This window comes from Mesobacillus jeotgali (assembly GCF_002874535.1).
In the GTDB taxonomy this organism is placed as follows: Bacteria; Bacillota; Bacilli; order Bacillales; family Cytobacillaceae; genus Mesobacillus; species Mesobacillus jeotgali.
In genome coordinates, this window is sequence record NZ_CP025025.1 from 1104147 (window position 1) to 1130874 (window position 26728).

27 protein-coding genes are annotated in these 26728 nt (G+C 42.6%); 15 read left to right on the plus strand and 12 right to left on the minus strand.

The genetic code is table 11. The features are described 5' to 3' along the window. Positions 1–34 precede the first annotated feature (34 nt). The 3 genes from CD004_RS05365 to CD004_RS05375 all read right to left on the minus strand — a co-directional run bounded on the left by CD004_RS05365 (position 35) and on the right by CD004_RS05375 (position 3759). Complete coding sequence (locus tag CD004_RS05365) at positions 35–901, minus strand: SDR family oxidoreductase (RefSeq protein ID WP_102261820.1); 867 nt, start codon at positions 899–901, stop codon at positions 35–37. Positions 902–1279: 378 nt separating this feature from the next. After that, complete coding sequence (locus CD004_RS05370; protein WP_102261821.1) at positions 1280–2932, minus strand: CoA-disulfide reductase; 1653 nt, start codon at positions 2930–2932, stop codon at positions 1280–1282. 335 nt (positions 2933–3267) lie between these two features. After that, the gene (locus CD004_RS05375; RefSeq protein ID WP_023615327.1) at positions 3268–3759 is read right to left on the minus strand and encodes a YajQ family cyclic di-GMP-binding protein; all 492 of its coding nucleotides are present in this window, start codon (positions 3757–3759) and stop codon (positions 3268–3270) included. A gap of 170 nt (positions 3760–3929) precedes the next feature. Here CD004_RS05375 and CD004_RS05380 point away from each other — a divergent pair, with 170 nt between their 5' ends. Beyond that, entirely contained in the window at positions 3930–4793 is an 864-nt protein-coding gene (locus CD004_RS05380) for a CvfB family protein (RefSeq protein ID WP_102261822.1), read from the plus strand. Positions 4794–5065: 272 nt separating this feature from the next. On the opposite strand, the gene CD004_RS05385 is transcribed toward CD004_RS05380, so the two are convergent. Then, the gene (locus tag CD004_RS05385) at positions 5066–5197 is read right to left on the minus strand and encodes a DUF3941 domain-containing protein (protein WP_102261823.1); all 132 of its coding nucleotides are present in this window, start codon (positions 5195–5197) and stop codon (positions 5066–5068) included. Between the two features lie 64 nt (positions 5198–5261). Next, positions 5262–6122, minus strand: a complete 861-nt coding sequence (locus CD004_RS05390; protein ID WP_102261824.1) for a DegV family protein — start codon at positions 6120–6122, stop codon at positions 5262–5264. A gap of 129 nt (positions 6123–6251) precedes the next feature. On the opposite strand from CD004_RS05390, the gene CD004_RS05395 reads away from it, so the two are divergent. Then, positions 6252–7094 carry a YitT family protein gene (locus CD004_RS05395; protein ID WP_102261825.1) on the plus strand — a complete coding sequence of 281 codons (843 nt, stop codon included), beginning with the start codon at positions 6252–6254 and terminating at the stop codon, positions 7092–7094. 23 nt (positions 7095–7117) lie between these two features. Continuing rightward, positions 7118–7906, plus strand: a complete 789-nt coding sequence (locus CD004_RS05400; protein ID WP_102261826.1) for a BsuPI-related putative proteinase inhibitor — start codon at positions 7118–7120, stop codon at positions 7904–7906. Between the two features lie 39 nt (positions 7907–7945). Here CD004_RS05400 and CD004_RS05405 read toward each other — a convergent pair whose 3' ends face one another. The 3 genes from CD004_RS05405 to CD004_RS05410 all read right to left on the minus strand — a co-directional run bounded on the left by CD004_RS05405 (position 7946) and on the right by CD004_RS05410 (position 9675). Beyond that, on the minus strand, positions 7946–8137 hold the full coding sequence (locus CD004_RS05405; protein ID WP_041967316.1) for a DUF3813 domain-containing protein: 192 nt from the start codon (positions 8135–8137) through the stop codon (positions 7946–7948). Beyond that, positions 8138–8290 carry a hypothetical protein gene (locus CD004_RS24005; RefSeq protein WP_167832158.1) on the minus strand — a complete coding sequence of 51 codons (153 nt, stop codon included), beginning with the start codon at positions 8288–8290 and terminating at the stop codon, positions 8138–8140. A 566-nt stretch (positions 8291–8856) separates the two neighbouring features. Next, complete coding sequence (locus CD004_RS05410; RefSeq protein WP_102261827.1) at positions 8857–9675, minus strand: Cof-type HAD-IIB family hydrolase; 819 nt, start codon at positions 9673–9675, stop codon at positions 8857–8859. Between the two features lie 207 nt (positions 9676–9882). Here CD004_RS05410 and yjfP point away from each other — a divergent pair, with 207 nt between their 5' ends. From yjfP to CD004_RS05425, 3 genes are all read left to right on the plus strand, one after another. Further along, positions 9883–10650 carry an esterase gene (gene yjfP, locus CD004_RS05415; protein WP_102261828.1) on the plus strand — a complete coding sequence of 256 codons (768 nt, stop codon included), beginning with the start codon at positions 9883–9885 and terminating at the stop codon, positions 10648–10650. A gap of 78 nt (positions 10651–10728) precedes the next feature. Continuing rightward, on the plus strand, positions 10729–11040 hold the full coding sequence (locus CD004_RS05420; protein ID WP_102261829.1) for a metal-sulfur cluster assembly factor: 312 nt from the start codon (positions 10729–10731) through the stop codon (positions 11038–11040). 247 nt (positions 11041–11287) lie between these two features. Then, the gene (locus CD004_RS05425; RefSeq protein ID WP_102261830.1) at positions 11288–12415 is read left to right on the plus strand and encodes a TIGR04053 family radical SAM/SPASM domain-containing protein; all 1128 of its coding nucleotides are present in this window, start codon (positions 11288–11290) and stop codon (positions 12413–12415) included. A gap of 69 nt (positions 12416–12484) precedes the next feature. Here the strand turns inward: CD004_RS05425 and CD004_RS05430 are convergent, their stop codons facing one another. Further along, positions 12485–13183: a Crp/Fnr family transcriptional regulator gene (locus CD004_RS05430; protein ID WP_102265001.1), complete on the minus strand. Its 699-nt coding sequence runs from the start codon at positions 13181–13183 to the stop codon at positions 12485–12487. Between the two features lie 670 nt (positions 13184–13853). Between CD004_RS05430 and CD004_RS05435 the strand changes: the two genes are divergently transcribed. The 3 genes from CD004_RS05435 to cls all read left to right on the plus strand — a co-directional run bounded on the left by CD004_RS05435 (position 13854) and on the right by cls (position 18350). Beyond that, a complete protein-coding gene (locus CD004_RS05435; protein WP_102261831.1) occupies positions 13854–15353 on the plus strand; it encodes a nitrate/nitrite transporter in 1500 nt (499 codons plus the stop codon). 243 nt (positions 15354–15596) lie between these two features. Next, positions 15597–16613 (plus strand): GTP 3',8-cyclase MoaA, encoded by a 1017-nt coding sequence (moaA, locus tag CD004_RS05440; protein ID WP_102261832.1) that lies wholly within the window; start codon positions 15597–15599, stop codon positions 16611–16613. A gap of 225 nt (positions 16614–16838) precedes the next feature. Next, positions 16839–18350, plus strand: coding sequence for a cardiolipin synthase (gene cls / locus CD004_RS05445; RefSeq protein WP_102261833.1), 1512 nt, complete (start codon positions 16839–16841; stop codon positions 18348–18350). A gap of 54 nt (positions 18351–18404) precedes the next feature. Here the strand turns inward: cls and ric are convergent, their stop codons facing one another. Continuing rightward, positions 18405–19103 (minus strand): iron-sulfur cluster repair di-iron protein, encoded by a 699-nt coding sequence (gene ric / locus CD004_RS05450; RefSeq protein WP_102261834.1) that lies wholly within the window; start codon positions 19101–19103, stop codon positions 18405–18407. A 222-nt stretch (positions 19104–19325) separates the two neighbouring features. Between ric and CD004_RS05455 the strand changes: the two genes are divergently transcribed. The 3 genes from CD004_RS05455 (at position 19326) to CD004_RS05465 (ending at position 21662) form a co-directional block, all read left to right on the plus strand. Beyond that, positions 19326–20591: a molybdopterin molybdotransferase MoeA gene (locus tag CD004_RS05455; protein WP_102261835.1), complete on the plus strand. Its 1266-nt coding sequence runs from the start codon at positions 19326–19328 to the stop codon at positions 20589–20591. Beyond that, on the plus strand, positions 20579–21097 hold the full coding sequence (gene mobB / locus CD004_RS05460) for a molybdopterin-guanine dinucleotide biosynthesis protein B (RefSeq protein ID WP_226675781.1): 519 nt from the start codon (positions 20579–20581) through the stop codon (positions 21095–21097). The genes CD004_RS05455 and mobB overlap by 13 nt, the downstream gene beginning before the upstream one ends. A gap of 136 nt (positions 21098–21233) precedes the next feature. Next, the gene (locus CD004_RS05465) at positions 21234–21662 is read left to right on the plus strand and encodes a respiratory nitrate reductase subunit gamma (protein ID WP_158651490.1); all 429 of its coding nucleotides are present in this window, start codon (positions 21234–21236) and stop codon (positions 21660–21662) included. A 111-nt stretch (positions 21663–21773) separates the two neighbouring features. Here CD004_RS05465 and CD004_RS05470 read toward each other — a convergent pair whose 3' ends face one another. Continuing rightward, positions 21774–22346 carry an MEDS domain-containing protein gene (locus CD004_RS05470; RefSeq protein ID WP_102261838.1) on the minus strand — a complete coding sequence of 191 codons (573 nt, stop codon included), beginning with the start codon at positions 22344–22346 and terminating at the stop codon, positions 21774–21776. 190 nt (positions 22347–22536) lie between these two features. Between CD004_RS05470 and CD004_RS05475 the strand changes: the two genes are divergently transcribed. After that, positions 22537–23253 carry a YwiC-like family protein gene (locus CD004_RS05475; protein ID WP_102261839.1) on the plus strand — a complete coding sequence of 239 codons (717 nt, stop codon included), beginning with the start codon at positions 22537–22539 and terminating at the stop codon, positions 23251–23253. 266 nt (positions 23254–23519) lie between these two features. On the opposite strand, the gene CD004_RS05480 is transcribed toward CD004_RS05475, so the two are convergent. After that, positions 23520–24212: a Crp/Fnr family transcriptional regulator gene (locus CD004_RS05480; RefSeq protein ID WP_102261840.1), complete on the minus strand. Its 693-nt coding sequence runs from the start codon at positions 24210–24212 to the stop codon at positions 23520–23522. A 224-nt stretch (positions 24213–24436) separates the two neighbouring features. On the opposite strand from CD004_RS05480, the gene argC reads away from it, so the two are divergent. Both argC and argJ read left to right on the plus strand, forming a co-directional pair. Then, complete coding sequence (gene argC / locus CD004_RS05485; RefSeq protein ID WP_102261841.1) at positions 24437–25471, plus strand: N-acetyl-gamma-glutamyl-phosphate reductase; 1035 nt, start codon at positions 24437–24439, stop codon at positions 25469–25471. An 11-nt stretch (positions 25472–25482) separates the two neighbouring features. After that, positions 25483–26718 carry a bifunctional ornithine acetyltransferase/N-acetylglutamate synthase gene (argJ, locus tag CD004_RS05490; protein WP_226675779.1) on the plus strand — a complete coding sequence of 412 codons (1236 nt, stop codon included), beginning with the start codon at positions 25483–25485 and terminating at the stop codon, positions 26716–26718. The last annotated feature ends 10 nt before the right edge of the window (positions 26719–26728 follow it).

Sequence of the window (26728 nt, forward strand, 5' to 3'; positions counted from 1 at the left end):
CCTCATATTAGATTGGAGGTGCAGTTCTTTTCATTTAGCCATTTACGATAGTGCCACCATTTACGTGTATTGTCTGTCCGTTTACATAAGTAGAGTCGTCACTGGCAAGATAGACGTATGCTGGTGCCAATTCATAAGGCTGTCCGGCTCGTCCCATTGGAGCATTCGTTCCGAACTTCGCGACTTCCTCAGCCGTAAAGGTGGAAGGAATGAGCGGAGTCCAGATAGGGCCAGGAGCTACGCTATTGACACGAATCCCATCTGACGCAAGGGACATGGCAAGAGAACGTGTAAATGATACAATGGCTCCCTTTGTAGAAGAGTAGTCGAGCAGCTTTTCATGACCTTTATAGGCTGTTATGGAAGAGGTATTGATGATCGTGCCGCCTTTTTTTAAATGAGGCAGAACCGCCTTTGTCAGATGAAAGATTGAGAATACATTCGTGCGGAACGTCTTCTCCAGCTGGTCCGCAGAGATATCGAGCAGGCTTTTTTGCGGATGCTGCTCAGCTGCGTTATTGACCAGAATATCAATTTTCCCGAACTCATCAAGAGTTTTCTTCTTCACTTCCTCACAGAAATGCTCACTGCCGATATCACCAGCAAGGAGCAAGCATTTACTGCCCTCAGCTTCAACGAGCTCTTTTGTCGTTTGCGCATCATTGCTTTCCTCAAGATAGACTATCGCTACATCTGCGCCTTCTTTCGCATAATAGATGGCAACCGATTTGCCGATGCCGCTGTCTCCTCCTGTAATCAGTGCAACTTTACCAGTTAATTTCCCAGATCCTTTATAATTTTCATCGACTGACTTGGGCTCAGGATTCATTTCCGGCTCGGTGCCAGGTTGATGGTCCTGGTGCTGCGGCGGGAAGCCCTGTTTTTTATTTTCATTAGACATAGAAGAACTCACTCCTTTTTTATAAATCACCTTTTATTAAATTCCTTTAAAATCCAGATTAAAAACATGGAAATTCCTTCATTTAATCATGGGAGTGCATTGACCGGAGCGCTGAAAACGGTAAAGCAGCACACCTGCATTACCCGAAAAATTGGTAGGAAGCGAAAAAGGGTAAAAGCAGAAGCTCTGCATTGCCCCAAAAAGTGTTGAGAAGCGAAAAAGGGTAAAAGCAGAAGCTCTGCATTGCCCCAAAAGTGTTGAGAAGCGAAAAAGGGTAAAAGCAGGTGACACCTAGATACCCCAAACAATAAGAGCGAAAAGCAGAAATCTACGCAAACAAAAAAAAGCAGCCCCTTGAAAGGAGCCGCTTCAATTTCATTAGTGAAGTTTATTTTTAAAGATTGAATATGTCTTGTAGCCGCCAGTAAGATTCTTGACCTTGAATCCATTTTGTTGAAGGATACGGGAAGCCAGATAACCTCTCAAACCAACCTGGCAAGTGATCAAAATGGTTTCATCTTTTGGAAGCTCGTCAAGACGATTGCGCAAGTCATCAAGCGGAATGTTTTTTGAGCCTTCAATTTTGCCATCTGCATGTTCTTTCTCAGTACGGACGTCAATCATGAACGCGCCGTCCTTGAGCAATTCGTCAACTTCATAGTGCTGGACAGTTTCGATTGTACCGTCAACAATATTGGAAGCTACATAACCAGCCATGTTCACTGGATCTTTTGCAGAAGAGAATGGTGGTGCATATGCTAGCTCAAGCTCCTGAAGGTCATAGACGCTCAATCCGCCCTTGATAGCAGTTGCGATGACGTCAATGCGTTTGTCAACTCCGTCTTTACCGATTGCCTGTGCACCGAAGATTTTGCCAGTCTCTCTGTCGAAAATGACTTTAAGTGAAATTTGCTCTGCCCCAGGATAGTAACCAGCGTGAGAAAGTGGGTGAATATGAACTACTTCATATGGAATGCCCAGTCTGCGCAATAGCTTTTCACTGTTACCAGTCGTTGCAGCAGTCAATTCGAAAACTTTAACGATTGAAGTGCCTAATGTACCTGGATATGCGATGTTACGGCCATTGATATGATGTCCGACAATGTGAGCCTGGCGGTTTGCAGGCCATGCTAGCGGAATCATGGTAGGCTGACCATTGATATAGTCAATAACCTCGATGGCGTCACCCATTGCATAAATGGCTTCATCAGATGTCTGAAGGTATTCATTTACCTTGATACCGCCGCGTTCTCCAAGCTCAAGGCCAGAGTCAGCTGCAAGCTTGTTTTCTGGGCGGACACCGATTGACAGGATAATCAATTCTGAATCAAGGACCTTGCCGCTTTCAAGAACAACTTTTGTGCCATTTTCCTGAACGTCAGTGATTCCATCTCCCAGGATTAGCTCAACGCCATTCATTCTTAGCTCATCCTCAACGATTGCTGCCATTTCCGGGTCGACTGGACCCATTACCTGTGGCAGTTTTTCAACTAGGGTAACATTGACTCCAGCGTGGACAAGGTTTTCAGCCATTTCAAGGCCAATGAAGCCTCCGCCGATTACGACAGCATTCTTTGGTTTGTTGTCTTCAAGGTATGCTTTGATTTTATCCATATCCGGAATATTTCTAAGCGTAAATACATTTGCGCTCTTCAAGCCTTCAATAGGAGGAACGATTGGCTTCGCTCCTGGTGATAACACTAGTACGTCATAGCTTTCTGTGTATTCTTCACCAGTTTGGACATGTTTTATAGAAACAGTTTTCTCTTCACGGTTGATTGCAGTCACCTCAGAGAAATTGCGGATATCCAAGTTGTATCGTGCATTCATGCCTTCAACAGTTTGAAGAAGTAACTTTTTACGATCCTCGATAACACCGCTGATATGGTAAGGCAGTCCGCAGTTTGCGAAAGAAATGAATTCTCCTCTTTCAAAAAGAACGATCTCTGCCTGTTCATCCAGTCTTCTCAATTTAGTTGCAGTAGTTGCTCCACCTGCTACGCCGCCAACGATTACGATTTTTTTACCCATTGTATTGTCATCCTTTCGGTTGAAAAATTTATGTGTTTTATACCCCTACTGGTATATTAACGTGAAAATAGGGGGAATCCAATAGTACTTTGTGAAGGATTTGTGAATGTTTTGCCAAATAAAGTATCCCTAACAGACTAATGTCACATCCAAGGCCAATACATTCATTTTAATGTGTAAATAGGATAATACCGTAGGCGGTTTGTGAACCCTTCATGAATTTTTCCAAAGGGTCCAGGAAAAATTAATTCATTTTCTAATAATTTGCATAAAGCAAAAAGCGGACAATGCTCCCATAGTCCGCTTTTACATCATTATTAGTTTTAGCTCTTTTTTTAACGATAATTCACAAATTGCACATCTACTGTAAGATCTGCTTCTTTTACAGCAGCAATGATTTTTTGAAGATCATCACGGTTCTTGCCTGTGACGCGTACCTGGTCATCCTGGACCTGGCTCTTGACCTTCAGGCCGCTGTTCTTTATAAGTGTATTAATCTTCTTTGCGTTCTCTTTGTCGATTCCCTGTACGAGCTTGGCTTTTTGTCGAACCGTTCCACCTGAAGCTCGTTCAACTTTCCCGTAGTCCAGGTTCTTTATTGGAATGCCGCGTTTGATCATCTTGCTGAATAGAACATCCTTCAACTGGTCAAGCTTAAATTCATCATCGGAAATTAGGACAAGTTCTTCTTTATCAAGTGAAATATCACTTTTGCTGCCCTTAAAATCGTAACGGTTCTGGATCTCTTTCATTGCGATGCTGATTGCATTTGTGACTTCAGACATTTCAACTTTGGATACAATATCAAATGAGCTCTCTTTAGACATGGCTACCTCCGGATTTAGAGAAATTTTGCTGCGCCAGAAGACAAGGTGCTGTGAAAGGCGCTTTCGCTTTTGCTTACATTATAGTAAAATATAGCAGTTCAAACAACTTTACGTAATTTAGAGCTTTAGCTCTTTGGGTAAGATGTTAATAACATGGCAGGAGGGATTTTATGTCCTTGAACGAATATACAGGTCAGACTTTGGAGCTGACCGTAGCTAGAATTGTTGATTTCGGCTACTTTTTAACGGACGGAGAAGAGGATGTGCTGCTCCACTCCAATGATACAGACAGGACATTTGAAGAGGGAGACAAGGTAGAGGTTTTTCTATTTGTTGAATCCAGAGGAAGACTTGCAGCGACAACGACCATACCGAAAGTTCAGGTAGGCCACTATGAGTGGGTGCCTGTCGTTGATGTTAAGGAAGGTATCGGCATATTCCTTGATATCGGTATCAGTAAGGATGTTTTGCTAGGTGAGGAAGACTTGCCGGTTGTAAAATCAGTTTGGCCTCAAGAAGGGGACTTGCTTTATATCACGCTTCGAGTAAATCGCAACAATATGATTTATGCGCGAATGGCAACTGACCCTGTCATTCAGGAAATTTCCGTCAAGGCTACAAGAAGTGATTTTAACAAGAATGTCCATGGATATATATACCGGACAGCAAGGGTTGGCAGCTGGATGATCACTGCTGAAGGCTTTAAGGGATTCATCCACGAATCGCAGCGCCGGACTGAGCCGAGGATAGGCCAGAAGGTAGAGGGAAGGATCATTGATGTAAAACCGGATGGTTCTGTTAATATCTCGCTTTTGCCGCGTAAGCAGGAAGCATTGGATGAAGACGCTGAGAAGATCATGGAATATTTGGAGCTGCGTAATGGTGCAATGCCTTACCATGACAAGAGCATGGCTGAGGACATTCAGGAGCGTTTTGGCATGAGCAAAGGATCCTTCAAGCGGGCAATGGGAAGGCTTATGAAGGAAGGAAAGATCTATCAGGAAGACAACTGGACATATAAAAAAGAAAAATAGAGCCGGGCGGCTCTATTTTTTTATACCTAAGAAAGTATAAACTTTTGCATTAAGATTAGTGTCTAGCTCCAGCGCCTAGCCAGTTTTCCTCCCCGAAAGTGCATCCTCGAGTATCTTGCGATAAGCGTCAGCTTTGAGCAGCTCGAGACGCTTGTCTAGCTGCGGCTCCTAACTCCTCGAGGCGCTTCGGTCCTGCCAATGAAGTCAAAGAACGACTTCACTTTCAGGCCCTCCAGCGCTTGTCGGGGCTAATCAAGGCGCTTGCGCTTTTCTTATACATGGTCAGTTTTTTTGGAGTATTGGTTCTTGCCTGCTTTGCGGTTCTTTTCGCGCATCATATTTTTTTCATGGCGAAGGGCATTGTTGTCCTTTGCTTTTTTATCGTTATCAGATGTATGTGGCATTTAAAAAACTCCTTTCAGGTTAGGTACATTTTATTTTCCCTAAAACCTGAAAGGAGTATGTAAATTATGATGGCAGTTTGTTTAAAAAGAAAATTGCTATCGTACCTGGTCCTGTATGGGAACCGACAGCAGCACCGATGGAAGTTATGTAAACATCCTTTGCATGAAGTTCTTCCATTATCATATTCTTCATCTCAGTCGCTGTTTCAAGATCATCTGCCTGGCTGATGCCAATGATCTGATTTTCAAATTCCACGCCTCGTTCCTTCATTACTTCCAAAATCCTGCGGAGAAGTTTTTTCTTTCCGCGGATTTTTTCAAGCGGAACCAGTTTCCCATCCTCAACATTAAGCAGCGGCTTAATATTCAACAGGCCGCCTACGAATGCTGAAGCTTTTGAAACGCGTCCACCTTTGGCAAGATGGTCAAGGTCATCTACTGTGAATAAATGCTCCATATGCTGGCTGTGAAATTGGACAGCTTCAACGATTTTTTCTTTTGAAAAGTTCTCCCTCGCCATCCGTGCTGCTTCCATAACAACCAGTCCATATCCAAGGGATGCACATTTTGTATCGATGATCGACAAGTTGAAGTCAGGGTATTCCTCCTTAACCTGCTCGGCAATCATGACGGCTGTCTGATATGTTCCTGACAGCTGTGAAGAGAAAGCTATGTATATTCCATCTTGCTTATTCTCGGCCAATTCCGTGAAAACTTCTTTAAAACCAGCAGGAGAAGCCTGTGAGGTCTTTGGAAGGTTGCCAGCGCGGATTTGATCGTACACTTCTTTTGGCTGTATTGTTCGTAGGTCCTCATATTCATTGCCATTAATATGGACCTTCAACGGAAATAGTATTGCATCATTTTCTTCATAAAAACTCAATGGCAAATCACATGCACTGTCAGCCATGATTTTTACTGACATAACTTTCACCTGCTTTCAACCTTTATATGTTAATAGTTTATAGGGAATATGAGAAAAAGACAATTAATTATAGTGATTTTCGGCAAAATAGGGGTACAGGAAGAATAGAAAAGAATAAGGGGGATTTACATGGTCTGGTTGGAAACAAAAAAAATCATCATCGTGGTGATAGGGGCATTCTTGAATGCTATGTCGCTGAACTTCTTTTTAATACCGGCAAATGTTTACGCAAGCGGCTTTACCGGGATCGCACAGCTCGTTTCGAGCATACTTGGAGAATTTGCGCCATTTAATATTTCTACCGGGATTCTTCTACTGCTATTGAATATACCGGTAACAATCCTTGGCTGGATGAAAGTAGGGAAATCATTTACACTTTATAGTTTTATCTCCGTTCTGCTTTCATCATTCTTTCTAGAAATCATTCCGGTAAAAGAAGTATCGAGTGATATTCTGCTCAATGCCGTTTTTGGGGGAGTCATTGCAGCGTTAGGTGTTGGACTTACCTTAAAATGGGGGGCTTCCACAGGAGGAATGGATATTATTGCAATGGTCCTGTCACGAATGAATGATCGTCCGGTTGGTACATATTTCTTTACCTTGAATGGAATCATTATAATGACAGCTGGCTTTGTATTTGGATGGGAAAACGCTCTATATACTCTTGTCGCTTTGTATGTGTCCACACGGTTAATTGATGCCATCCATACACGCCATGAGAAACTGACGGCGATGATCGTTACGAAGAAGTCAGATGAATTAAAGCAGGCCATCCATGACAAACTTGTTCGCGGTATCACACTGCTGCCTGCCAAGGGAGCTTTTTCAGGAGAACAGAAAGAAATGCTTATCATTGTCGTGACAAGGTATGAATTGTATGACCTGGAACACATTATCAAGGAAGTCGATCCACATGCGTTCACTAATATTGTTGAGACAGCTGGGATCTTTGGTTTTTTCCGAAGGGAGTAATCACTGAAGTGGAGGTTTGGTAAATGAGGAAGGTCACTTTGTTGATCATTTTGTTGTTGATGGCCGTGGCACCTGTCCTGGCGATTGGAGAAGAAAAACAGACACCAGCAAATCTGGAATACAGTTTTTACATTGACCCCTTGGCTGGTCCTGATAAAGCTGAGTTTGAAATCGTCCTGCAAAACCAGGGGAATACAGAGCTTTCATTTGAATTCCCAACATCCCAGAAATACGAAATTACCGTCTTTGATGCCAATAAGAAAAAGGTGTATCAGTATTCTGAAGGAAAATCATTTACCCAGGCCTTTGAAACCTTGACCTTGAAACCACAGGGGAAAATGAAATGGATGGAGAGCTGGGATTACTCGACGGCAGGAAAAAGAGTCCCGGAAGGTGAATACACAGTCACTGCACAGTTGAAAGCAACAAGCATCAATGGAAAACCTGTCGGGGACAAAAAGCCGCTGACTGATACAAAGACAATGTATATCCCTGGGGAAAACCCTGTTTTTAATGGCGTAGTTTCAGAGGGGAACAAAGGCAATTATATAATAAAGGGTGAAGCCCGGCCAATCAATGGTAAGTTCTTTTATACTGTTGAGGATGGACATAATCAGTTGATCCCTGAAACAGAAGTTGCTCCAGGAGCAAAATATCCAAAATGGAAGCCGTTCTCGCTGGAAATATCAATACCAGAAAGCAAGCTTCCGCAAAATGGGTCAGTCATTCTTAATCTATACGAACGCGGCAAGGATGGCGAAATCATCCATACCTATCCAGTGTTGCTTGAAAGGTTCAATAATCATAATTAGCAAAGTGAAAGCTGGCGGGATCTCCGCCAGCTTTCACTTTTACTTGCTTTCAATTGAATTCAGCTCGTCCTGAAATGACCGAAGCTGCTCTTTTTCAGCCATTGTCGTATTGGCATAGGCTGATGACAGAGCATTTTTAGCTGTGTTGATGGCTGCAGACTGTTCCGCAGGCTCCGCAGACTGAGCTAACTGGACAGCCTTCCTAGCTTCCTGAAAAAGCCTGTTTCCCATTTAAATTCCCCCTAAAGAGGACTCTCTGACATTTGCCATCTTTTGTGCTTCAGCCTCGGCATAAGTGGTGTGGTAAGGGATTCGTTCATCATGCTTGGAGACAGTATCTACCCCTTGCTGTACAAAACGCTTGGATTTATTGCTTTTACCCATCGTTTTACCCCTCCATCTACGAGCGAATTTGAAACAGGCTATAACGCCGCTTCGATTATAGTATGCTCTTTTGACATAAAATCAAACGGTTCTGTGTCAAGTTCATATTGGAATAGGTACAAGCAATGTTTAACATTTATCTGACAAATTGTGCAGCGATAGATCAGGCACGTCTCACGGACAAAACACAACGGGTACAAGGGAAATGTCCAATTGAGCCTGTCTAACGGACAAACAGAGCGGGAATCAGGAGGGAAGTGTCCAATAGAGCCTGTCTAACGGACAAACACAGCGTGAATCAGCAGGGAAGTGTCCGATAGAGCCTGTCTAACGGACAAACAGAGGGTGAATCAAGAGGGAAGTGTCCAATAGAGCCTGTCTAACGGACAAACACAGCGGGAATCAACAGAAAAATGTCCGATAGAGCTCTTCTAACGGACAAACACATCAGTAATCATGAAAAAAATGTCCGATAGAGCACTTCTAACGGACAAACGCAACAGTAATAATGAAAAAAATGTCCGATAGAGCTTTCCTATCGGACATCTTCCAGAAGGTGTTTGGGATTATAATGCCTTCAAATTAAGCAAGTCGTTCAAATAAACGCCAATGCCATCTTCTTCGTTTGTCAATGTCATGTCGTTGGCGATGTTTTTCACTTCGTCGACGGCATTGCCCATCGCGATTCCTCGCCCAGCGTATTCGAGCATTTCCAAATCATTATCCTCATCCCCGAAAGCAATGATGCGATCAGCAGGGATTTGGAAGTAATCTGACGCTTTCTTTAAGCCAACTGCTTTGTTCAAACCGTTTTTAACGATTTCGACGACATGGAAAGGAGCAGCCCAACTTCTATGGTCGATCACTTCGGCATGGACTTCTGACAGATGGTTACGGATTTTACGGACATGCTCTTCATCAGCGTGAATCAACATACTAGTTGGAGATGTCTTCAAATATCTTCTCAAATCACCGGTCGTGATATTAGGATTTCCCATATTAAAAATGTCCATCAATTTTTCATCATGATAATGTACATATACATCGTCGATTACTTCGGCAATGATATTGTAGAATTTGAAATCATCAAGTGCTTCTACTATATCCTTTGCCACATCGATTGATAGCGGAGAATGGTGTACTCCCCAGCTATTATCAAGCGGGTGATGGATAAACGCACCGTTGAAGTTGACGATTGGCGTATCAAGTGCAAGCTCATGGTAGTACATCTCGCTCGAACGGAATGGTCTTCCTGTCGCGATCATGACAACATGGCCTGCTTCCCGTGCCTTTTTAATCACGTGTTTGTTCTTTTCTGAGATCGTTTTATCATCTGTAAGTAAAGTTCCATCAAGATCTAAAGCAATTAAATGTTTTTCAGCCATAAATACTCCTTCTTAACACTAGTTTTTAAATGATATGCGTATGATTGGCTCTTTTTTCGTAAGAGTTCTACAATACATATTGAATGATGGTTAATGGGTCTTATAACCACTATGGTAACCATTTTACATATAAATTGTAAAAAAATCATTTTAGATACTTAAAAGTGCGGTAAATTTAATATCCGCTTTCTTCAGGAGGGTTAATCATTGATTTTGGTCGAGAAGAAACGCTTAGAACATATTCCCGTTCTCCATATTGTAAAACAAAAGCAATTTTCAGATAGAATGCCTTTGATTGTTTTTCTCCATGGGTTCACGAGTACAAAAGAACGTAATATGCATTATGCTTACCTTTTTGCCGAAAAAGGCTTTAGGGTCATCATGCCAGAGGCGAAATATCACGGAACTCGCAGTGAAGGATTGTCAGAAGCTGAGCTTAGCTTCCGCTTTTGGGAAATCGTCATCACGTCTATTGAGGAGCTTTCGACGATCAAGCAGGAGCTGGTTGAGGAAGGCCTGGTGGACCCAGCAAGAATCGGCGTTGCCGGTACATCGATGGGCGGCATTACGACACTTGGAGCACTGGCAAAGTATGAATGGATAAAAGCAGGTGTCAGCCTGATGGGGAATCCTTCATTTGAGCAGTTCGCGCTATGGCAGCTGAACGAAATGGAAAAAAGGAATGTTCAGATAGGGTTATCCCAGGAACAAATATCAAGCTTGCTAAATCAGTTAAAACAGTACGACCTCAGCCTGCAGCCTGAAAAATTGAACAATCGTCCGCTGTTATTCTGGCATGGGAAATTAGATGCGGTCGTACCATATCAATCTGCGTATGATTTTTACGAGCAAAACAGGAAAAACTATAAGAGACTAGATGGTATGTTTGAATTCATCACAGATGAAAATGCTGGACACAATGTGTCAAATGCGGGTGTTGAGGCAACTGCAAGTTGGTTTGAAAAGCATATCTAATGGCTTTCTGCTTTTAATGGGTACAAATCATTGTTATGATAGTAATAGGTTACAGCAATAAAAAAGGAGTGTTCACCGATGGATGAAGAATTAAAAGATAGCATTATGGGTGCGCTTGAGATGGTCGTTGACCCTGAACTTGGCGTCGATATCGTTAATTTAGGGCTTGTATATGATGTGGATTTGAACGATGAAGGACTTGCGACAGTGACAATGACATTGACTTCCATGGGCTGCCCGCTTGCAGGTACGATCGTTGAGCAGGTTAAATTGGCTCTTGCCGACCTTCCAGAAGTAAAAGATACCGAAGTTAATATCGTATTTAACCCACCATGGTCTAAGGACATGATGTCCCGTTATGCGAAAATCGCTTTAGGCGTAAGGGACTAAGTCATTGGACTAAGTTATTATCTAGAAGCAGCAGGAAACCATCTTGCTGCTTTTTTCTTTTAAAAAAATTTCGTTGTGAGCCTGAACGATGCGCTTCGTTTTTTTCTTGAGAGTGAGCAAATGTTTACAGGTCACAAAATTGTCATACAAAAGGCGATTACGGGTCTGTTTATGTGAGTTAGTTCACTTAATCATGTTGTAAACACTTATATACTTCTGTTATAGAGAAGTACTTAAGGAGGCGCAAATGATGTTTGATAGAGATTTTAACAAAGACCCATTCATTGTGATTTGGGAATTAACCAGAGCCTGCCAATTAAAATGCCTGCACTGTCGTGCGGAGGCACAATATAGAAGAGATCCGCGTGAATTGTCCTTTGAAGAAGGTAAATCACTGATTGACCAAATATATGAAATGAATAATCCGATGCTTGTGTTCACGGGTGGGGACCCGTTGATGAGGGAGGATGTTTTTGATATTGCCGAGTATGCCGTAAAAAAAGGCGTGCGTGTTTCGATGACACCAAGTGCGACACCTAATGTGACGAAGGAAGCTATTGAAAAGGCGAAGTCGGTTGGACTATCCCGCTGGGCGTTCAGCATCGACGGTCCTACAGCTGACGTCCACGATCACTTCAGGGGAACAGCCGGCTCTTTTGATCTGACAATGGAAAGAATCAAGTATTTGCATGAGCTGGAAATCCCGATTCAAATCAATACTGTTATCTCCCGCTATAATATTGAGTATTTAGATGAAATGGCCAAGATGGTGGAAGATTTGGATTGTGTTCTTTGGAGTGTGTTCTTCCTTGTTCCGACAGGACGCGGCCAGGAAAAGGACATGATCTCACCTGTGGAGCATGAAAAAGTCTTCACCTGGCTATATGATTTAAGCAAGAGGGTTAAGTTCGACATTAAAACGACTGCGGCGCAGCATTATCGACGGGTTGTCATCCAGCAAAAAATGCGCGAAGCAAAGGATCATACAGAAGAAATAGATTATTTGACCGCGCTGACGAAGGAAGGATTAACTGGATCCATCGACGGCCTTGGACGTGCGCCAAAAGGAGTCAACGATGGCAATGGTTTTGTGTTTATATCCCACGTTGGAGATGTCTATCCAAGCGGACTGCTGCCTGTAAAAGCAGGGAACGTAAGGGAACAGCCGCTTGCTGAAATTTACAGGGATTCTCCTGTCTTCAAGTCTTTGAGGAATCCTGACGAGTACAAGGGGAAATGTGGAGTATGCGAGTTCAGGCATGTATGCGGGGGTTCACGTTCAAGAGCATATGCCATGACTGGTGATTACCTGGAGAGCGAGCCATTCTGCGTATACATTCCTAAAGCGTTGAGAAAACAAAAGCAGGAGAGCTGATGAAGCTCTCCTCCGGGTACGATTGAAAAAGCGAGTGAAGCCATAAGGGCATTCACTCGCTTTTTTTCATTAATCTATTGAACAAAAAACAGCCGGGCAGTTCTCGCAGCCGATTTCCTGGCGCAAATAATCCACATCATGGACAAGGATTTTCCCTTTTTTAACAGAAATGATTCCCTCTCGCTTCAGTTCATTCAGGATGCGATTCGTGCTTTCGCGGGATGTTCCGCAGAAATTGGCCAGCTCCTGGTTTGTCAGCGGCAGGTCAATCAGAATGCCGGTATCTTTCTGGACTCCATAGCTGTTAGTCATTCGGATCAAGGTGGAGAATAGTGCCCCTTTTTTTCCGTTAAGTACTAAGTCGCGGAATTTAGTCTGTGTTTTGCGGAAATGATCGCTCATCCACTTCATGAATTCAAATGCAAGTTTCGGATTGTGGAATATCTCCTTTTCAATTACATCTTTTCTGATTGCTGCGATTTTCGCATCTTCCAGGATAAGCGCACTTAAGAGGTACTTAGGTGCATCAGTAAAAAGTGTCAATTCTCCGCAAATATCGTTCTCTCCGCAGATTCTTAAGGCAAGCTCGCGGCCATCCTGGGTGACTTTGCTGATTTGGACCTTGCCGCCCAGGATCAAGTAAAGTTCCTCAGCCTCCATGCCTTCCTGGAACAGATATGAACCTTTTGGCACATGGATCGTCCGGTCGGCAAACTGGAGTAATTCTTTAATTTCAATTGAATGAGTTACTTTAGTTGTGTTTGGCATGGTCATCACCCTTTTTTTGATTTTAAAAAGCATAGATCTCACTTTGAGAATTGTCTAGCTCTTGCGCCTAGCCAGTTTTCATCCTTGCTCGGCTTCTTCGAGTATCTTGCGAGAAGCGTTAGCTTTTAGCAGCTCGAGACGTTTGTCTAGCTGCGGCTCCTAACTCCTCGAGACGCTTCGGCCCTGCCAATGAAGTCAAAGAACGACTTCACTGGCAGGTCCTCCAGCGCTTGTCGGTGTTGGGCAGTCGCCTCCGCTTTTCGAATTCGGTCCGCCCAATGAAGTCAAAGAGCGACTTCACCGGTCGGCCCTCCAACGCTAGTCGGGGCTGACCAAGGCGCATACGCTTTTCTTTATATCCGTGGCATAATCTCTATTGGCACAATAATAACACCTAGATAGTGTTAACTAAATATTGATTAAGGAAATGTCAAAATCTCGTCACAATCTAAGACGGTTTTGTTCACAATTTAGAAACAAAGTCAGTCTAGGTATATTATATCGAGAAAAAAGCCAGTTGTTTGTAATGTTTCGAAACAACTGTGACAGTTTATTGAACAAAAAAGCGGGTGTGAAGTTAGTCATATCTTCGAGTTCTGATTTTTCTTACTATTTACACAAGGTACAGTTCGGTTTTTTATTAAAATTCTTTGGCAAAAAGGGGGAAATCATGAGAACACAAAAAGTGCAACTGCCTCTCCAAACGCTCAGTCTTGTTGCAGGGTTTATGGTATGGGTTATTTTATCGGCATTAATGCCCTTCATCAAAGAGGATATACAGCTGACTTCGAACCAGATTGCGATGGCTACTGCCATACCAGTCGTCCTCGGCTCTATCCTGAGAATCCCGATTGGTTACTGGACAAACAAATATGGCGCACGAAAACTGTTCTTGATCAGCTTTGCATTCCTTCTGTTACCGGTATACTTCATTAGTATCGCTGATTCCTATTCTGATTTGTTAATAGGGGGCTTGTTTGTCGGTATTGGGGGAGCGATATTCTCTGTAGGTGTAACATCGCTGCCGAAGTACTATCCAAAAGAACGACACGGTTTCGTTAACGGTATATATGGAGTCGGAAACCTTGGGACAGCCGTTACAACATTTTCTGCGCCTGCCGTTGCAGCACAGTTAGGCTGGCAGCCAACAGTCAAACTTTTTATGATCTTGCTTAGTGCATTTGTTTTCCTTAACTATTTCTTGGGTGATAAAAAAGAGCCCAAGGTCGTTACTCCTTTAGGGGAGCAAATCCAGAGCGTATACAAAAACCAGAAGCTTTGGGCTTTAAGCCTGTTCTACTTTTTAACTTTTGGTTCATTTGTAGCCTTCACGATCTATTTGCCGAATTTCCTCGTATCGCATTTCGAGCTTGATAAAGTAGATGCTGGCCTTAGGACTGCAGGCTTTATCGCACTGGCAACATTTTTCAGGCCGATTGGCGGCTGGCTGGGTGATAAATTCAACTCGTTTGTCATTTTAATGGTGGTGTTTGCTGGAATGACAATTTCGGGGATACTGCTCTCGTTCACGCCTTCATTGACGCTGTATACGATTGGCTGTCTCACAGTCGCAATCAGTGCCGGTATTGGGAATGGGACTGTATTTAAACTTGTACCGCTTTATTTTTCAAAGCAAGCAGGTATCGTCAACGGGATTGTCTCTGCGATGGGCGGCTTAGGAGGCTTTTTCCCGCCGCTTATGCTGGCATTCCTGTTCAACCTTACCGGACACTACGCAATTGGTTTCATGGCATTATCCCAGGTGGCACTGGCAAGCTTGATCATCGTTATCTGGATGTACTATCAGGATAAATTAAGTCTCGCTAAAAATATCATCGACCACACAGCAGAGGGAATCATGGTTACAGATGTAAAAGGAACAATTGAAAAAGTAAATCCAGCCTTCACGACTGTTACTGGCTACAGTGCAGAAGAAGTCATCGGAAAAAATCCCCGCATCCTGCAATCGGGCAAGCATGGAGAAGACTTTTATAAGGAAATGTGGAAATCTGTAAACGAGCTTGGATTCTGGCATGGGCAAATTTGGAACAAAAAGAAGAACGGTACCATTTACCCTGAATGGCTCACAATCAGCCCTGTAAAAAATGAAGCAGGTGAAATCAAGAACTTTGTCGGCATGTTCAGTGAAATCTCTGTTAAAAGCAAATAAACTTTTAAAAGCTGCATCAAATCCTTGATGCAGCTTTCTATTTTAGATAATATGACAACATGATGACAATTCTCGATAAAAACACTATCCTGGCAGTTTTTATGTTGTAATATATACATAAGGATGAAATCTACTATTCTAATAGAGGGCTATTGATGTTACTGTGAGAATATTAACAGTTAACAATTTTTGTTGCTGTTACAATGTCAATAATCATAACTTCTATAATTGGAGTTGACACTAATGGTAAAAAGCATAATAAAAGACCAATTAAATAGACCGCTCCGCGACTTGCGTATTTCTGTTATAGATCGATGCAATTTCCGCTGTCAGTATTGTATGCCTGCTGAAATTTTCGGACCTGATTTCGCGTTCTTGCCTAAAAGCGAACTGCTGTCATATGAAGAAATTGAGCGTGTGGCCAAATTATTCATTGAACTAGGTGTAGAAAAAATCAGGCTTACAGGCGGCGAGCCGTTAATGCGAAAGGATTTGCCAATTCTCGTAAAAATGCTGAATGAAATTGAAGGATTGAAGGATATCGCTTTGACCACTAATGGTGTAATGCTGCCGAAATATGCTGATGAGCTGTATGCTGCAGGCCTGAAACGTGTCAATATCAGTCTGGACAGTCTAAAAGATGAACTGTTCGGTCAAATCAATGGCCGGAATGTTGGTGTTGGACCGGTATTAAAAGGAATTGAAGCAGCTAAGAAAGCTGGCTTGGGTGTAAAAATCAATACGGTAATCAAAAAGGGGCTCAATGATTCTGAAATCATTCCAATGGCTGAATTCTGCAAAAAAGAAGGCCTGGAGCTTCGTTATATTGAATACATGGATGTGGGCAGCACGAACGGCTGGAAAATGGATGATGTCATCACAAAGAAGCAGATTCATGACTTAATCAGCGAGCACTATGAACTAGAGCCAGTTGATCCGGAATACTTCGGGGAAGTCGCTAAAAAATACCGGTATAAAGGTACTGATATCAATGTCGGCTTCATTTCTTCTGTATCAGAGTCATTCTGCTCAAGCTGCACAAGGTCACGTTTGTCTGCGAACGGCCAGATTTTCACATGCCTGTTCAACGGGAATGGCCATGATATCCGCGACTTCATGCGCGCCGGTGCTTCAGATGATGAACTTCGCGCACGAATTACGGACGTGTGGAACCATAGAACGGACCGCTATTCAGATGAACGTACGGCTGAAACAGTTGCGAACAGAAAGAAAATTGAAATGTCCTATATTGGCGGTTAAGACTCCTTCGGGGGTCTTTTTTTTCTGTCTTAATTCTACTAAATAGGCCACGGATACATCAGTGGCCACAACTGCGTCTGAAAACTCTCGATCACACAAAATACTTATAGTCAAATACGCTTCTGTGTTTTTTAGGTATCTGGAATATTTGGGTATACTATGTTTCCGGACAATTGGTTTTTGGGTATACATGAATCTACTATAAATTTTTTGGAGTATACTGGGATGCTAAAAAGAAGACTTGATTTCCTATTTGTATTTATTTTAATGATATGTTTTTATCTTGTATTTTTTACTGGTTATAGCCAGGCAATCAAAGTAACAGCGATATTGATTTATGCATTGATTATCCTTATCAGCATGTATTCATTGATGCTTGAAAACCGCTCGGCACAGCACACGCTGATGTGGATGTATGTCATGCTGCTTTTTCCTGTGGGCGGTTATTTCTTCTACCTATTTTCAGGACAGTTGTATTTGAAGGGTTATTTATATAAAAGCAAGCGCACGAGGGATCGGGACCAGTGGGAAAAACTGATGCGGCAGGAAGAGTCGAGGGACCTTTCTTTTCTGATCGAGAATCAGCAGTGCTTTGCGAAATATGCAAAGAATGCAACCTTGACTCCGATTACCACTGCTTCCAGGGCAAAAATCCTGAAAAATGGAGAAGAGACTTTTACGGAAATTAAAAAAAGACTGAGAGAAGCTAAAAAGTTCATTCACATGGAGTATTATATCTTCAGGTCTGACAGGCTTGGCAAGGAGATTATTGATATTCTGATTGAAAAAGCACGGCAGGGTGTCGAGGTGTTATTCATTTTTGATGCTGCTGGAAGCATGAAGATCGCGGCCACAGATTTAAAGGAAATGCAGGAAGCTGGCATAAAAGCGGCTCCCTTTTCTCCGCTAAAGTATGGATTCTTCAATCAGAAATTCAATTTCCGCAACCACAGGAAAATAGTTATCATTGATGGGGAAATCGGTTTTACCGGAGGGTTGAATGTCGGAGTGGAGTATCTAGGGGAAGATGACAAGATCGGTTTCTGGCGTGATACTCACATGCTGCTGACAGGAGAGTCAGTTTATACTCTTCACAATGTTTTCCTGCTTGATTGGGAATATATTAGCGGCGAGAAAGTCCTGGAGAGCCATCGGGCCGAGAAAAAACCTCATGAAGATGAGGAACTGGATGGTGCGATCCAAGTGGTGCCAAGCGGTCCAGATACACAGCAGGGAATCATGAGTGATTTTTATTATACGATGATGTCCTGTGCGACAAAATCTATTTGGATTGCCACACCTTATTTTGTTCCTGATGAAGCAATCCGAACTGCATTAAGAGTAGCGGCAGCAAAGGGTATCGAAGTAAGGATCATGGTACCTGAAATCAATGACAGCTATCTAACGCAATATGCAAGCCGTTCCTATTATTCAGAGCTATTGCGGAACGGTGCTGAAATATACTCATACAAAAAAGGCTTCTTGCACCAAAAGGTCATCATCGTCGATGGAAATATCGCATCTATAGGCACAGCAAATTTAGATTTGCGGAGCTTCCATCTGAATTTTGAAGTCAATGTCTTCCTGTTTGGTACAAGCTCAATCAGGGACCTTGTGGCTCATTATGAAGAAGATCTTGAGGATTCGGAAAAAATCAGCCCAGTTCAGTACCATAAACGCGGGTTATGGGTACGAACGAAAGAATCCTTCGCGAGGCTTTTCTCCGGGGCATTATAATGTTAGCTTAAATAAAAATGCCCCATCATTAATTGATTGGGGCATTTTTATTGGTTAGGCAATATACCTTGGGAAAAGGATGTTGTTTTCCAGATGTACGTGCATAAAAGTATGTGATTCAAGAGCTTCTAGTCGCTTGTATACTAATCGATACGTTCCGCATGCATCGATTGGCGGATTGAAGTCTGCAGTAATCTCACGTAATTGTTTAAGGATTGAGCCTGCATGGTCATGTTCCTTCTCAAGTTCTGTGATTTCTGCGGTCATTTCAGTACGCTTTTCTTCATCGGCAGTATCGAGCTGCAGAAGCAGCGGGAAAACAGTCGCTTCCTCTTTTGCTGTATGTTCCAGGAGCTCTTTCTTCAACTCGTAGAAAAGCTCATAGACTTTCAACAGCTCTTCGTGGCGGTCACCATGGACCTTTGCAACCTTTGTTACATACGGGCTGAGCAATTTCAATTCTTCTTCAAGCTCGCGGTGGTATTTATTCTTGATATGGTCGATCAATTCTGCTGAGCCAGTTTCTGTCCAGACCTCCATGCTTTCTGCTGCGCCGTTATGCTTGCGATACAGCTCTTCGAGTTCAGCCATGATTGCAGGTATATCCAGGTTCTGTTCGCCAGCCGCTTCTGCTAGAGGACGGTTTCCGCCGCAGCAGAAATCCAGTCTATTCTGCTTGAATAAATCACTTGATTGGGGGAATATATTGACAATATCTTTAACTAAGGAATTTTGATCAAAAGGCATTTTCATGTAAGAACCCTCCAGTAAATTATTTAATACTGTTTACATACTCATCATAAAGGAAATGGTTTTACTACTTGGTGATGTGTATCACACTTCACAAAAAATCTACATATTTTCGGATGATTTTATGAGAGAATGTTGTGAGGTTTGTTATGTTTTCATTTTTACATTACTCTTATAATGAAAAGGGTAAATCTAGAAGTTAAGCCTGTAATAGGAGCTGATTATATGTTAGAGAAAAGAAACCCTATTCCGATAGGAGAGGCAGTTAAAAGAGTGATGGAGTATAAGCAAAAAGGCTCCACTGAATATGTTTCAATCAATGAAAGCTATGGACGCTATCTTTCGGAGGACTTGAAAGCTACCAGCGATGTACCGCATTTTGACAGAGCTCCGTATGATGGATATGCAATCCGTTCTGTCGATACAAAGGAAGCTTCTCAAAATAACGCCATTGAATTTGAAGTGGTGGACCATATCGGTGCCGGAATGCTTACTGATAAAGAACTTGGGCCATTCCAGGCAGTCAGAATTATGACAGGAGCACAGATGCCTGTTGGTGCTGATGCTGTTGTCATGTTTGAATTGGCCAGCGAAATCGAGCGTGACGGAAAAAAATATATGACAACAAAGCGCAAACATAACGAAGGAGATAATGTTTCCTACCGTGGAGAGGATGCGAGGGAAGGGGAAGTGCTTGTTAAAAAAGGCACGTTCATCAATCCGGGAATCCAGGCGATGCTGGCTACTTTTGGATATGCCAAAGTACCTGTTTCGAAAAAGCCGGTAATTGGATTATATGCAACAGGTACTGAATTGCTTGATGTCGATGAACCGCTTGAGCCTGGTAAAATCCGTAACAGCAACTCTTATATGATATCCGCGCAAATTCTTCGTGCTGGAGCAGAAGTGAAATACTTTGGACAGCTTCCAGATGATTTTGACACCTGCTTTGATGCAGTAAGCAAAGCGATTGAAGAAGTGGATTTATTCATTACCACTGGCGGGGTTTCCGTCGGGGACTACGACTATCTGCCGGAGATCTACGCAAAGCTGGGAGCAGAGGTGCTGTTCAATAAAGTAGCGATGAGACCGGGCAGCGTCACTACTGTAGCGCAGCTTGATGACAAGTTATTGTTTGGCCTGTCAGGAAACCCTTCGGCATGCTATGTTGGCTTTGAGTTGTTCGCTCGTCCAATCATCAGGACGATGCTCTGTACTGAACAGCCTCATTTGAGGAAGGAAAAAGCGATTCTTGATGCCAACTTCCCTAAAGCAAATCCATTTACTAGATTTGTAAGGAGCGCTCTTAGAGTCGAGAATGGCAAACTGGTAGTGACACCTAGCGGCCTGGATAAATCGAATATTATCATGAGCCTCGCTGGAGCTAATTCCCTTATGATTCTGCCTGGCGGTACAAGAGGATTTGAAGAAGGATCAGAGGTGGATGTTCTGTTGCTGGAGGACCATGTGGGCAGTGATTGGCCTTGGTAAAGCCGGTGCTGTTCCAGGTTGCAGGGTACCAAAACAGCGGCAAAACGACGCTTAGCCTGACATTGATCCAGCAACTGGCTGCAAAAGGTCTGAAGGTTGCGACAGTCAAACACCATGGGCATGGCGGCAGGCCGGAAATTGTTGAGGGGAAGGATTCAGACAAGCATGTTAAGGCAGGCGCAGCGGTCTCTCTTGTGGAAGGGGGAGGCAGGATGATTATTCATGCTGAAAATGATAAATGGTCTTTATCTGAAGAAATAGACATGCTATCTTTTTTCAAGCCTGATGTAATCTTGATAGAAGGTTATAAGAATGAGTCCTATCCTAAGGCTGTCATCCTGCGTGATGAGAGCGATCTGGAGCTAGTGGGAAAGCTGCAAAATATCCAGGTGGTTTTATGCCGAAGTGCGGAGTTGATAGACATGTTAAAGGGTTCGCCTCTCCCTGTATTGGAAATTGATGATGGAATCAACTGGATTTTAGATTACATTAGCAGTACACACTAGGTGATTTCCTTTAGTCGTAAAAGAAAAAGTTCTTATTTTAGACATATACGGCGACTTTTGTCACTGTCACTTAATGTTTCCCCGGTTAGAATGTTAAATGGGGTTCATGTTGTGAGATATGTGTGAGGTGAGAGCGATGGAAATGCTACAAATCTTTTTATGGATTGTATATCCCTACACGGTTGCGGCAATAGTGGCGATGGGGCTTGTTTGGCAATACGATGCATCAAGAGAAGAAGGAACGCGTTCGAAGGCAGGAAGATTTCTGCTTGTCATCGTGAAAACACTTATGGTTGCCAGCACAGCAACGGGCATTGCCATCGTGTTGTCGAGTAGCATAGCGTATGAACCAGTACTGCTGTTTAGATGGCTCATCAGCCTTGCCCAACTGCAGCCAGACATGAGCCTGGTCACAGACGTTTCCGTTCTCTCAAAGGTGCATTTTATTATTGTATTCCTGTTCCTATTGAGTCTGGCATTCACGAAGGAAATTTATTATTTACTAAAACCGCACTTATATTTAAAGAAAATCTTCCTAAAACTGCATTTTGAAAGAAGAGGCTGAAAATAGGTTTTTCTTAGTTAGACTAACGATGTTGGATGAATCTCGGTGAAATGATTCCAGTAGTTTATATGGCTATAAAAAAACGCTTAGGGGGCCCTAAGCGTTTTTGTTCTATTTTAGGCCAGTTGCTGCCTGGTATTCGTGGGAAATAGTGAAATTATCATCTCTTAACACATATGGGTGCGTTTCCATCAAAATTTTTATAAGGTGGTCAGGCATTTTCGCGCCTTCGTAAGCACAAATCAATGGGAAAGAGAGTGAATTTACAGCTTTATCTACTATTCTTTCAAAATCTTCAATTATATGCAGCGGGTCTTTCATAGTGGTCCACTCAACATGTGCCCAAGATCGAAAAGGGATATCATTTTCTACGTACGGCTGTACCATATTATTAAAGTAATCCAGAATTGCAGGAGGATGATAACTTCCACTAGAATAATAAAAATCGAAGCTGTTCACGCTATGGACAAATTTCATCTGGTCTTCCGTTAATCGTGAGTTGAGCTCTTTGTTAATTGAACGGAACAGAGGTTCATTTTCAATGAAAATAACATAATCTCCTGCCTTAACACCTTCTTCTATGTAACTAACAGCCTGTTCAATGTATTTCTCCATTGTATTATAGGAATACAGGACATGGATGCTCCGTTGATCCTTAAACAACTGATTCATTTTGTTATCCAATTGATCACCCCTTCATTCATGATTCCCTTAAGTTTACTACACTTTTGTTTGGTTTAATACCTTGTAGGAAGTGTTTTTGACAGTTCAGTGTCATTTAAGACTTCACCATTTAAAAATGTGATATGTTTCACTTATCAAACCTTTTGCCTGCTTTATATTTAAGTTAGGAAACAAAAGGGAGTGTTCATTCATGAAGTTATTTATGCCAAAACAGCACGGAGCCTGGGCGATGTTGATCATCCCTTTCTGGCTTGGAGCAGCGGCAAGTGAAATAGTCTGGCAGCATATCCCGTTTTTTATCGGATGGCTATTATTATATTTAGGAACATATCCGCTTCTTTTGATGTTCAAGAAAAAGAAAATCCCATTTTATCGTAAATGGGCTCTTATTTATATGATACCGGCTCTTGTGTTCTTAATGGTTCCATTGTTCACGACACCAACGATCGTAACGTTCGGACTTGCGATGATTCCATTTTTTATGCTCAATGCATACTTCTCTGCTAAAAATAAGGACCGGGCGCTATTGAATGATCTAAGTGCCATCGTTGTATTTTCTTTTGCCGGTTTGGCCAGCAGCTTTCTGCCAAGTGGGGAAATAAATGAAAATGCAATTCTCGTTTTTGCTTCCAGTATTCTATTTTTCACCGGAAGCACATTTTACGTGAAAACAATGATTCGCGAAAAGAAGAACAGCCAATTCAAATGGATTTCCTGGACCTACCACCTTTTGGTCCCTGTTCTTTGGCTCGCAGCTGGAGAAGTCATAGTCGCTGTTGCCGCAGTGCCAAGCTTGATCAGAGCTGTAGCTTTTTATGGCAAACCGCTTTCTGTCATGAAGGTAGGGATATACGAAATCGTGAACGCATTCCTGTTCTTTATCATCATGCTATTTGCGATTCTGTAATAAATTTATAAGACTTGAGTTGATTGGAGTGGAAGGCGCGAAGACTCCTGTGGGAGCATGGGTCAGGGGGAGACCCCGCAGGAGTGAAACGACGAGGAGGATCCCCGAGCCACCAAGGAAGAATTTGCTCATGAAAAAGCCGGCAGTTGGGCTTTTTCATAATTCTTCCCACGGAAAGCGAAGCGCCTGGAACAGAAATCAACGGACTTTTTGTATCAGTCCAAATAATAAAGAGGGTGCCCAAAGTTTTTTTGGGCACCCTCTTGCTATTCAATATTGCATATCTCAATCGGACAATTTTCACAATCTATTTCTCTTTTTAGACGATTAAGGGCATGTATGGTAATGAATCCTTTATCAATTGATATGATTTTACTTTTCCTTAGGTCGCTCAATAATCTGTTCACGACTTCGCGCGAGGTCCCGCAAAAGTTTGCGAGCTCCTGATTCGTCAGCGATACATCAATTTTCAACCCATCTTCTGTTTTTACTCCGTAACTGTTCACCATCCGGATGAGGGTTGAATACAAAGCACCTTTTTTGCCATGAAGGACAAGGTCCCTGAACCTTGTTTGCGATTTGCGGTGCTGCAGGGAAAGCCATTTAACGAGTTCCAGTGCTAGCCCGCTATCCTTTTCAATTTCAGCCTCGAGCTTATCCTTTTGAATAACCGCCACCGTCCCACTCTCTGATGCGCGAGCATTCAAGATATGCTGAGATGTTTGGCTGAACAATGATAACTCTCCAACCAATTCACCAGCTGAACACATTCTGATTGTTAGTTCGCGGCCATCTGGAACCATTTTACTTATCTGAAATTTACCGCTCTGGATAATGTACAGCTCATCTGCGGTATTGCCTTCTTCAAAAAGGAAGCGTCCTTTGTCAATGCTTTTGATTCTATGGACCTTTTCAAAAAGCTTATTCAAATTTGGTGACAACGTTGTTGCAGTCAACATATGAATACCACCTTATTTACGGGAGCGTTATACTCCCTTCCGTATCTGATATTAATATAATTATATTGTAAATCATACAAAGCCAGCAATAAAATTGTGAATTGTTCACATATTGTTAATAAATCTATTGCGTTTTCCTTCCGTTGTTTTTATAATAAAAAGAAATTTATTTATAAATATAAATTTATATGATTATTTATGCATAAGTTGAAAGGAGGTCTCAAGTGAAGGCAGCGATAATTGGTACGACTGGATATGGTGGAGGAGAATTGATTCGTATCCTGGCAAATCATCCGTTTTTCAGTATTCATTCAATCCACACAACAAGAGATGAAAAACCTGTTTCCGAAGAGTATCCCCATTTAACAGGAATTTTTGATAAGGTCCTCACCAAGATTGACACTGATATAATAGCCGAGGAAGCAGACATTGTGTTCCTGGCAACCCCTTCAAAAGTTTCCGGAAAGCTTGTAGAATCATTTTTTAATAAAGGCATTAAAGTTATAGATCTATCAGGTGATTTGAGATTGAAAGACGCATCAGCATATGAGGCATGGTATAAGCATGAATCGGTCGATACCTCTATTCTAAATGAAGCAGTATACGGCTTAAGTGAATGGAATAGGGAGCAGATTATGAATGCGAACTTGCTGGCCAATCCAGGCTGCTATCCGACTGCAGCGCTCCTTGGGCTGGCACCTGTGCTAAAAGAAAAATTGGTTGCCCCGAATAGTATCATCATTGACGCGAAGTCTGGCGTATCAGGGGCTGGAAGGTCTCTGTCAATGGGCACGCTATACGCAGAGTTGAATGAAAATTTCAAAATTTATAAAGTGAATGAGCATCAGCATATCCCTGAAATCGAGCAGCAGCTCAGCATTTGGAATGGAGAAATGGTAAAGGTATCTTTCAGTACCCATCTTATACCTGTCACACGCGGTATCATGGCCACCATATATGTCCAGTTAAATGAAGAGTTGGATACTGCAAGATTGCTGGATTTATATAAGGAAACGTATGATGGCTATCCCTTTGTAAGAGTTAGGAAAAATGGTGTTTTCCCGTCAGTCAAAGAGGTCAAGGGATCGAATTACTGTGATATTGGATTGCATAGTGACAGCCGGACAGGAAGGCTGACGATTGTTTCGGTTATCGATAATTTAATGAAAGGTGCCGCAGGGCAGGCGGTGCAAAACGCCAATATCATGTTTGGATTAGAGGAAAGTGCAGGACTTCAGATGATTCCACTGTATCCATAAAGGAGGAAAATATGTATCAGGCAATGACCGACAAGCAGATAATAAAAAGTATTCCTGATGGCGGGATTTTATCGCCAAAAGGATTTCAGTGCGGTGGTGTGCATGCAGGGCTGCGTTATACAAAGCTTGATCTGGGGATGGTTGTAAGCGAGAAACCTGCAAGTTGTGCCGCAGTCTACACGACGAGTCACTTCCAGGCAGCTCCATTGGTGGTTACTCAGGAGAGTATTGCAAAGGAGAATGTTCTCCAGGCAATCGTTGTCAACAGTGCATGTGCGAATGCTTGCACCGGGGAACAAGGGTATCAGGATGCGTTGAAGATGCGCTCATTGGCAGCATCAAAAATGGGGATTCCGGAACATCATGTTGCAGTAGCTTCAACGGGTGTCATTGGTGAATTTATGCAAATGGGAAAAATCGAATCTGGAATCGGCAATCTGGCCATTGGCAAATCAGCTGATGATGTAAAGGGCTTCCAAACGGCAATCCTGACAACGGATACGGTAATGAAAAGCTGCTGTTATTCTGCCGAGATTGACGGGATAACAGTGAGTATGGGGGGAGCTGCCAAAGGTTCAGGGATGATTCACCCAAATATGGCAACGATGCTTGCATTTTTAACAACAGATGCAAACATCTCGAGTGAACATCTTACTGCTGCGCTAAAAGATGTAACGAACACAACCTTCAATCAAATCACGGTTGATGGAGATACATCAACGAACGATATGGTGCTGGTAATGGCAAATGGAACGGCAGGTAATCAGCCGCTGAACCCGGACCATCCAGATTGGCCAGTTTTTGTAGAACTTTTAAAAGAAAGCTGTGCAAGTCTTGCGAAACAAATCGCAAAGGATGGAGAAGGAGCAACTAAATTAATTGAGATATCCGTCGCAGGCGCAATGTCTGATGAAGAGGCTCAAGTGATAGGTAAACAGATTGCCGGATCCAATCTTGTCAAAACAGCAGTCTACGGGGCGGATGCGAACTGGGGACGGATCATTGGCGCAATCGGCCAAAGTCAGTCAACAGTAAATCCAAAAACAGTCGATATCTCTCTTGGAGAAATTACTATGCTAAAAAACAGTACACCAGTTGCTTTCAATGAAGATCAGGCGAGGGAGTACCTATTGAATGACAAGGTTGATATTTTCGTTGACCTCCATGTGGGGGAGGGGAAAGGAATGGCCTGGGGCTGCGATCTTTCCTATGATTATGTGAAAATAAATGCAAGCTATCGGACATAAAGGGGCGGAT

Coding starts and splice junctions, on each gene's coding strand:
- CD004_RS05425 (WP_102261830.1), top strand. CDS start 11,288: ATGATGTTTGATAGAGATTTTAACAAAGACCCATTCATTGTGATTTGG.
- CD004_RS05435 (WP_102261831.1), top strand. CDS start 13,854: ATGAGAACACAAAAAGTGCAACTGCCTCTCCAAACGCTCAGTCTTGTT.
- CD004_RS05430 (WP_102265001.1), bottom strand. CDS start 13,183: ATGCCAAACACAACTAAAGTAACTCATTCAATTGAAATTAAAGAATTA.
- CD004_RS05405 (WP_041967316.1), bottom strand. CDS start 8,137: ATGGGAAACAGGCTTTTTCAGGAAGCTAGGAAGGCTGTCCAGTTAGCT.
- CD004_RS05400 (WP_102261826.1), top strand. CDS start 7,118: ATGAGGAAGGTCACTTTGTTGATCATTTTGTTGTTGATGGCCGTGGCA.
- moaA (WP_102261832.1), top strand. CDS start 15,597: ATGGTAAAAAGCATAATAAAAGACCAATTAAATAGACCGCTCCGCGAC.
- CD004_RS05390 (WP_102261824.1), bottom strand. CDS start 6,122: ATGTCAGTAAAAATCATGGCTGACAGTGCATGTGATTTGCCATTGAGT.
- CD004_RS05380 (WP_102261822.1), top strand. CDS start 3,930: ATGTCCTTGAACGAATATACAGGTCAGACTTTGGAGCTGACCGTAGCT.
- CD004_RS05420 (WP_102261829.1), top strand. CDS start 10,729: ATGGATGAAGAATTAAAAGATAGCATTATGGGTGCGCTTGAGATGGTC.
- cls (WP_102261833.1), top strand. CDS start 16,839: ATGCTAAAAAGAAGACTTGATTTCCTATTTGTATTTATTTTAATGATA.
- CD004_RS05365 (WP_102261820.1), bottom strand. CDS start 901: ATGTCTAATGAAAATAAAAAACAGGGCTTCCCGCCGCAGCACCAGGAC.
- argJ (WP_226675779.1), top strand. CDS start 25,483: ATGTATCAGGCAATGACCGACAAGCAGATAATAAAAAGTATTCCTGAT.
- CD004_RS05395 (WP_102261825.1), top strand. CDS start 6,252: ATGGTCTGGTTGGAAACAAAAAAAATCATCATCGTGGTGATAGGGGCA.
- CD004_RS05475 (WP_102261839.1), top strand. CDS start 22,537: ATGAAGTTATTTATGCCAAAACAGCACGGAGCCTGGGCGATGTTGATC.
- CD004_RS05410 (WP_102261827.1), bottom strand. CDS start 9,675: ATGGCTGAAAAACATTTAATTGCTTTAGATCTTGATGGAACTTTACTT.
- CD004_RS24005 (WP_167832158.1), bottom strand. CDS start 8,290: ATGGGTAAAAGCAATAAATCCAAGCGTTTTGTACAGCAAGGGGTAGAT.
- CD004_RS05455 (WP_102261835.1), top strand. CDS start 19,326: ATGTTAGAGAAAAGAAACCCTATTCCGATAGGAGAGGCAGTTAAAAGA.
- CD004_RS05465 (WP_158651490.1), top strand. CDS start 21,234: ATGGAAATGCTACAAATCTTTTTATGGATTGTATATCCCTACACGGTT.
- CD004_RS05370 (WP_102261821.1), bottom strand. CDS start 2,932: ATGGGTAAAAAAATCGTAATCGTTGGCGGCGTAGCAGGTGGAGCAACT.
- CD004_RS05385 (WP_102261823.1), bottom strand. CDS start 5,197: ATGCCACATACATCTGATAACGATAAAAAAGCAAAGGACAACAATGCC.
- CD004_RS05480 (WP_102261840.1), bottom strand. CDS start 24,212: ATGTTGACTGCAACAACGTTGTCACCAAATTTGAATAAGCTTTTTGAA.
- ric (WP_102261834.1), bottom strand. CDS start 19,103: ATGAAAATGCCTTTTGATCAAAATTCCTTAGTTAAAGATATTGTCAAT.
- CD004_RS05375 (WP_023615327.1), bottom strand. CDS start 3,759: ATGTCTAAAGAGAGCTCATTTGATATTGTATCCAAAGTTGAAATGTCT.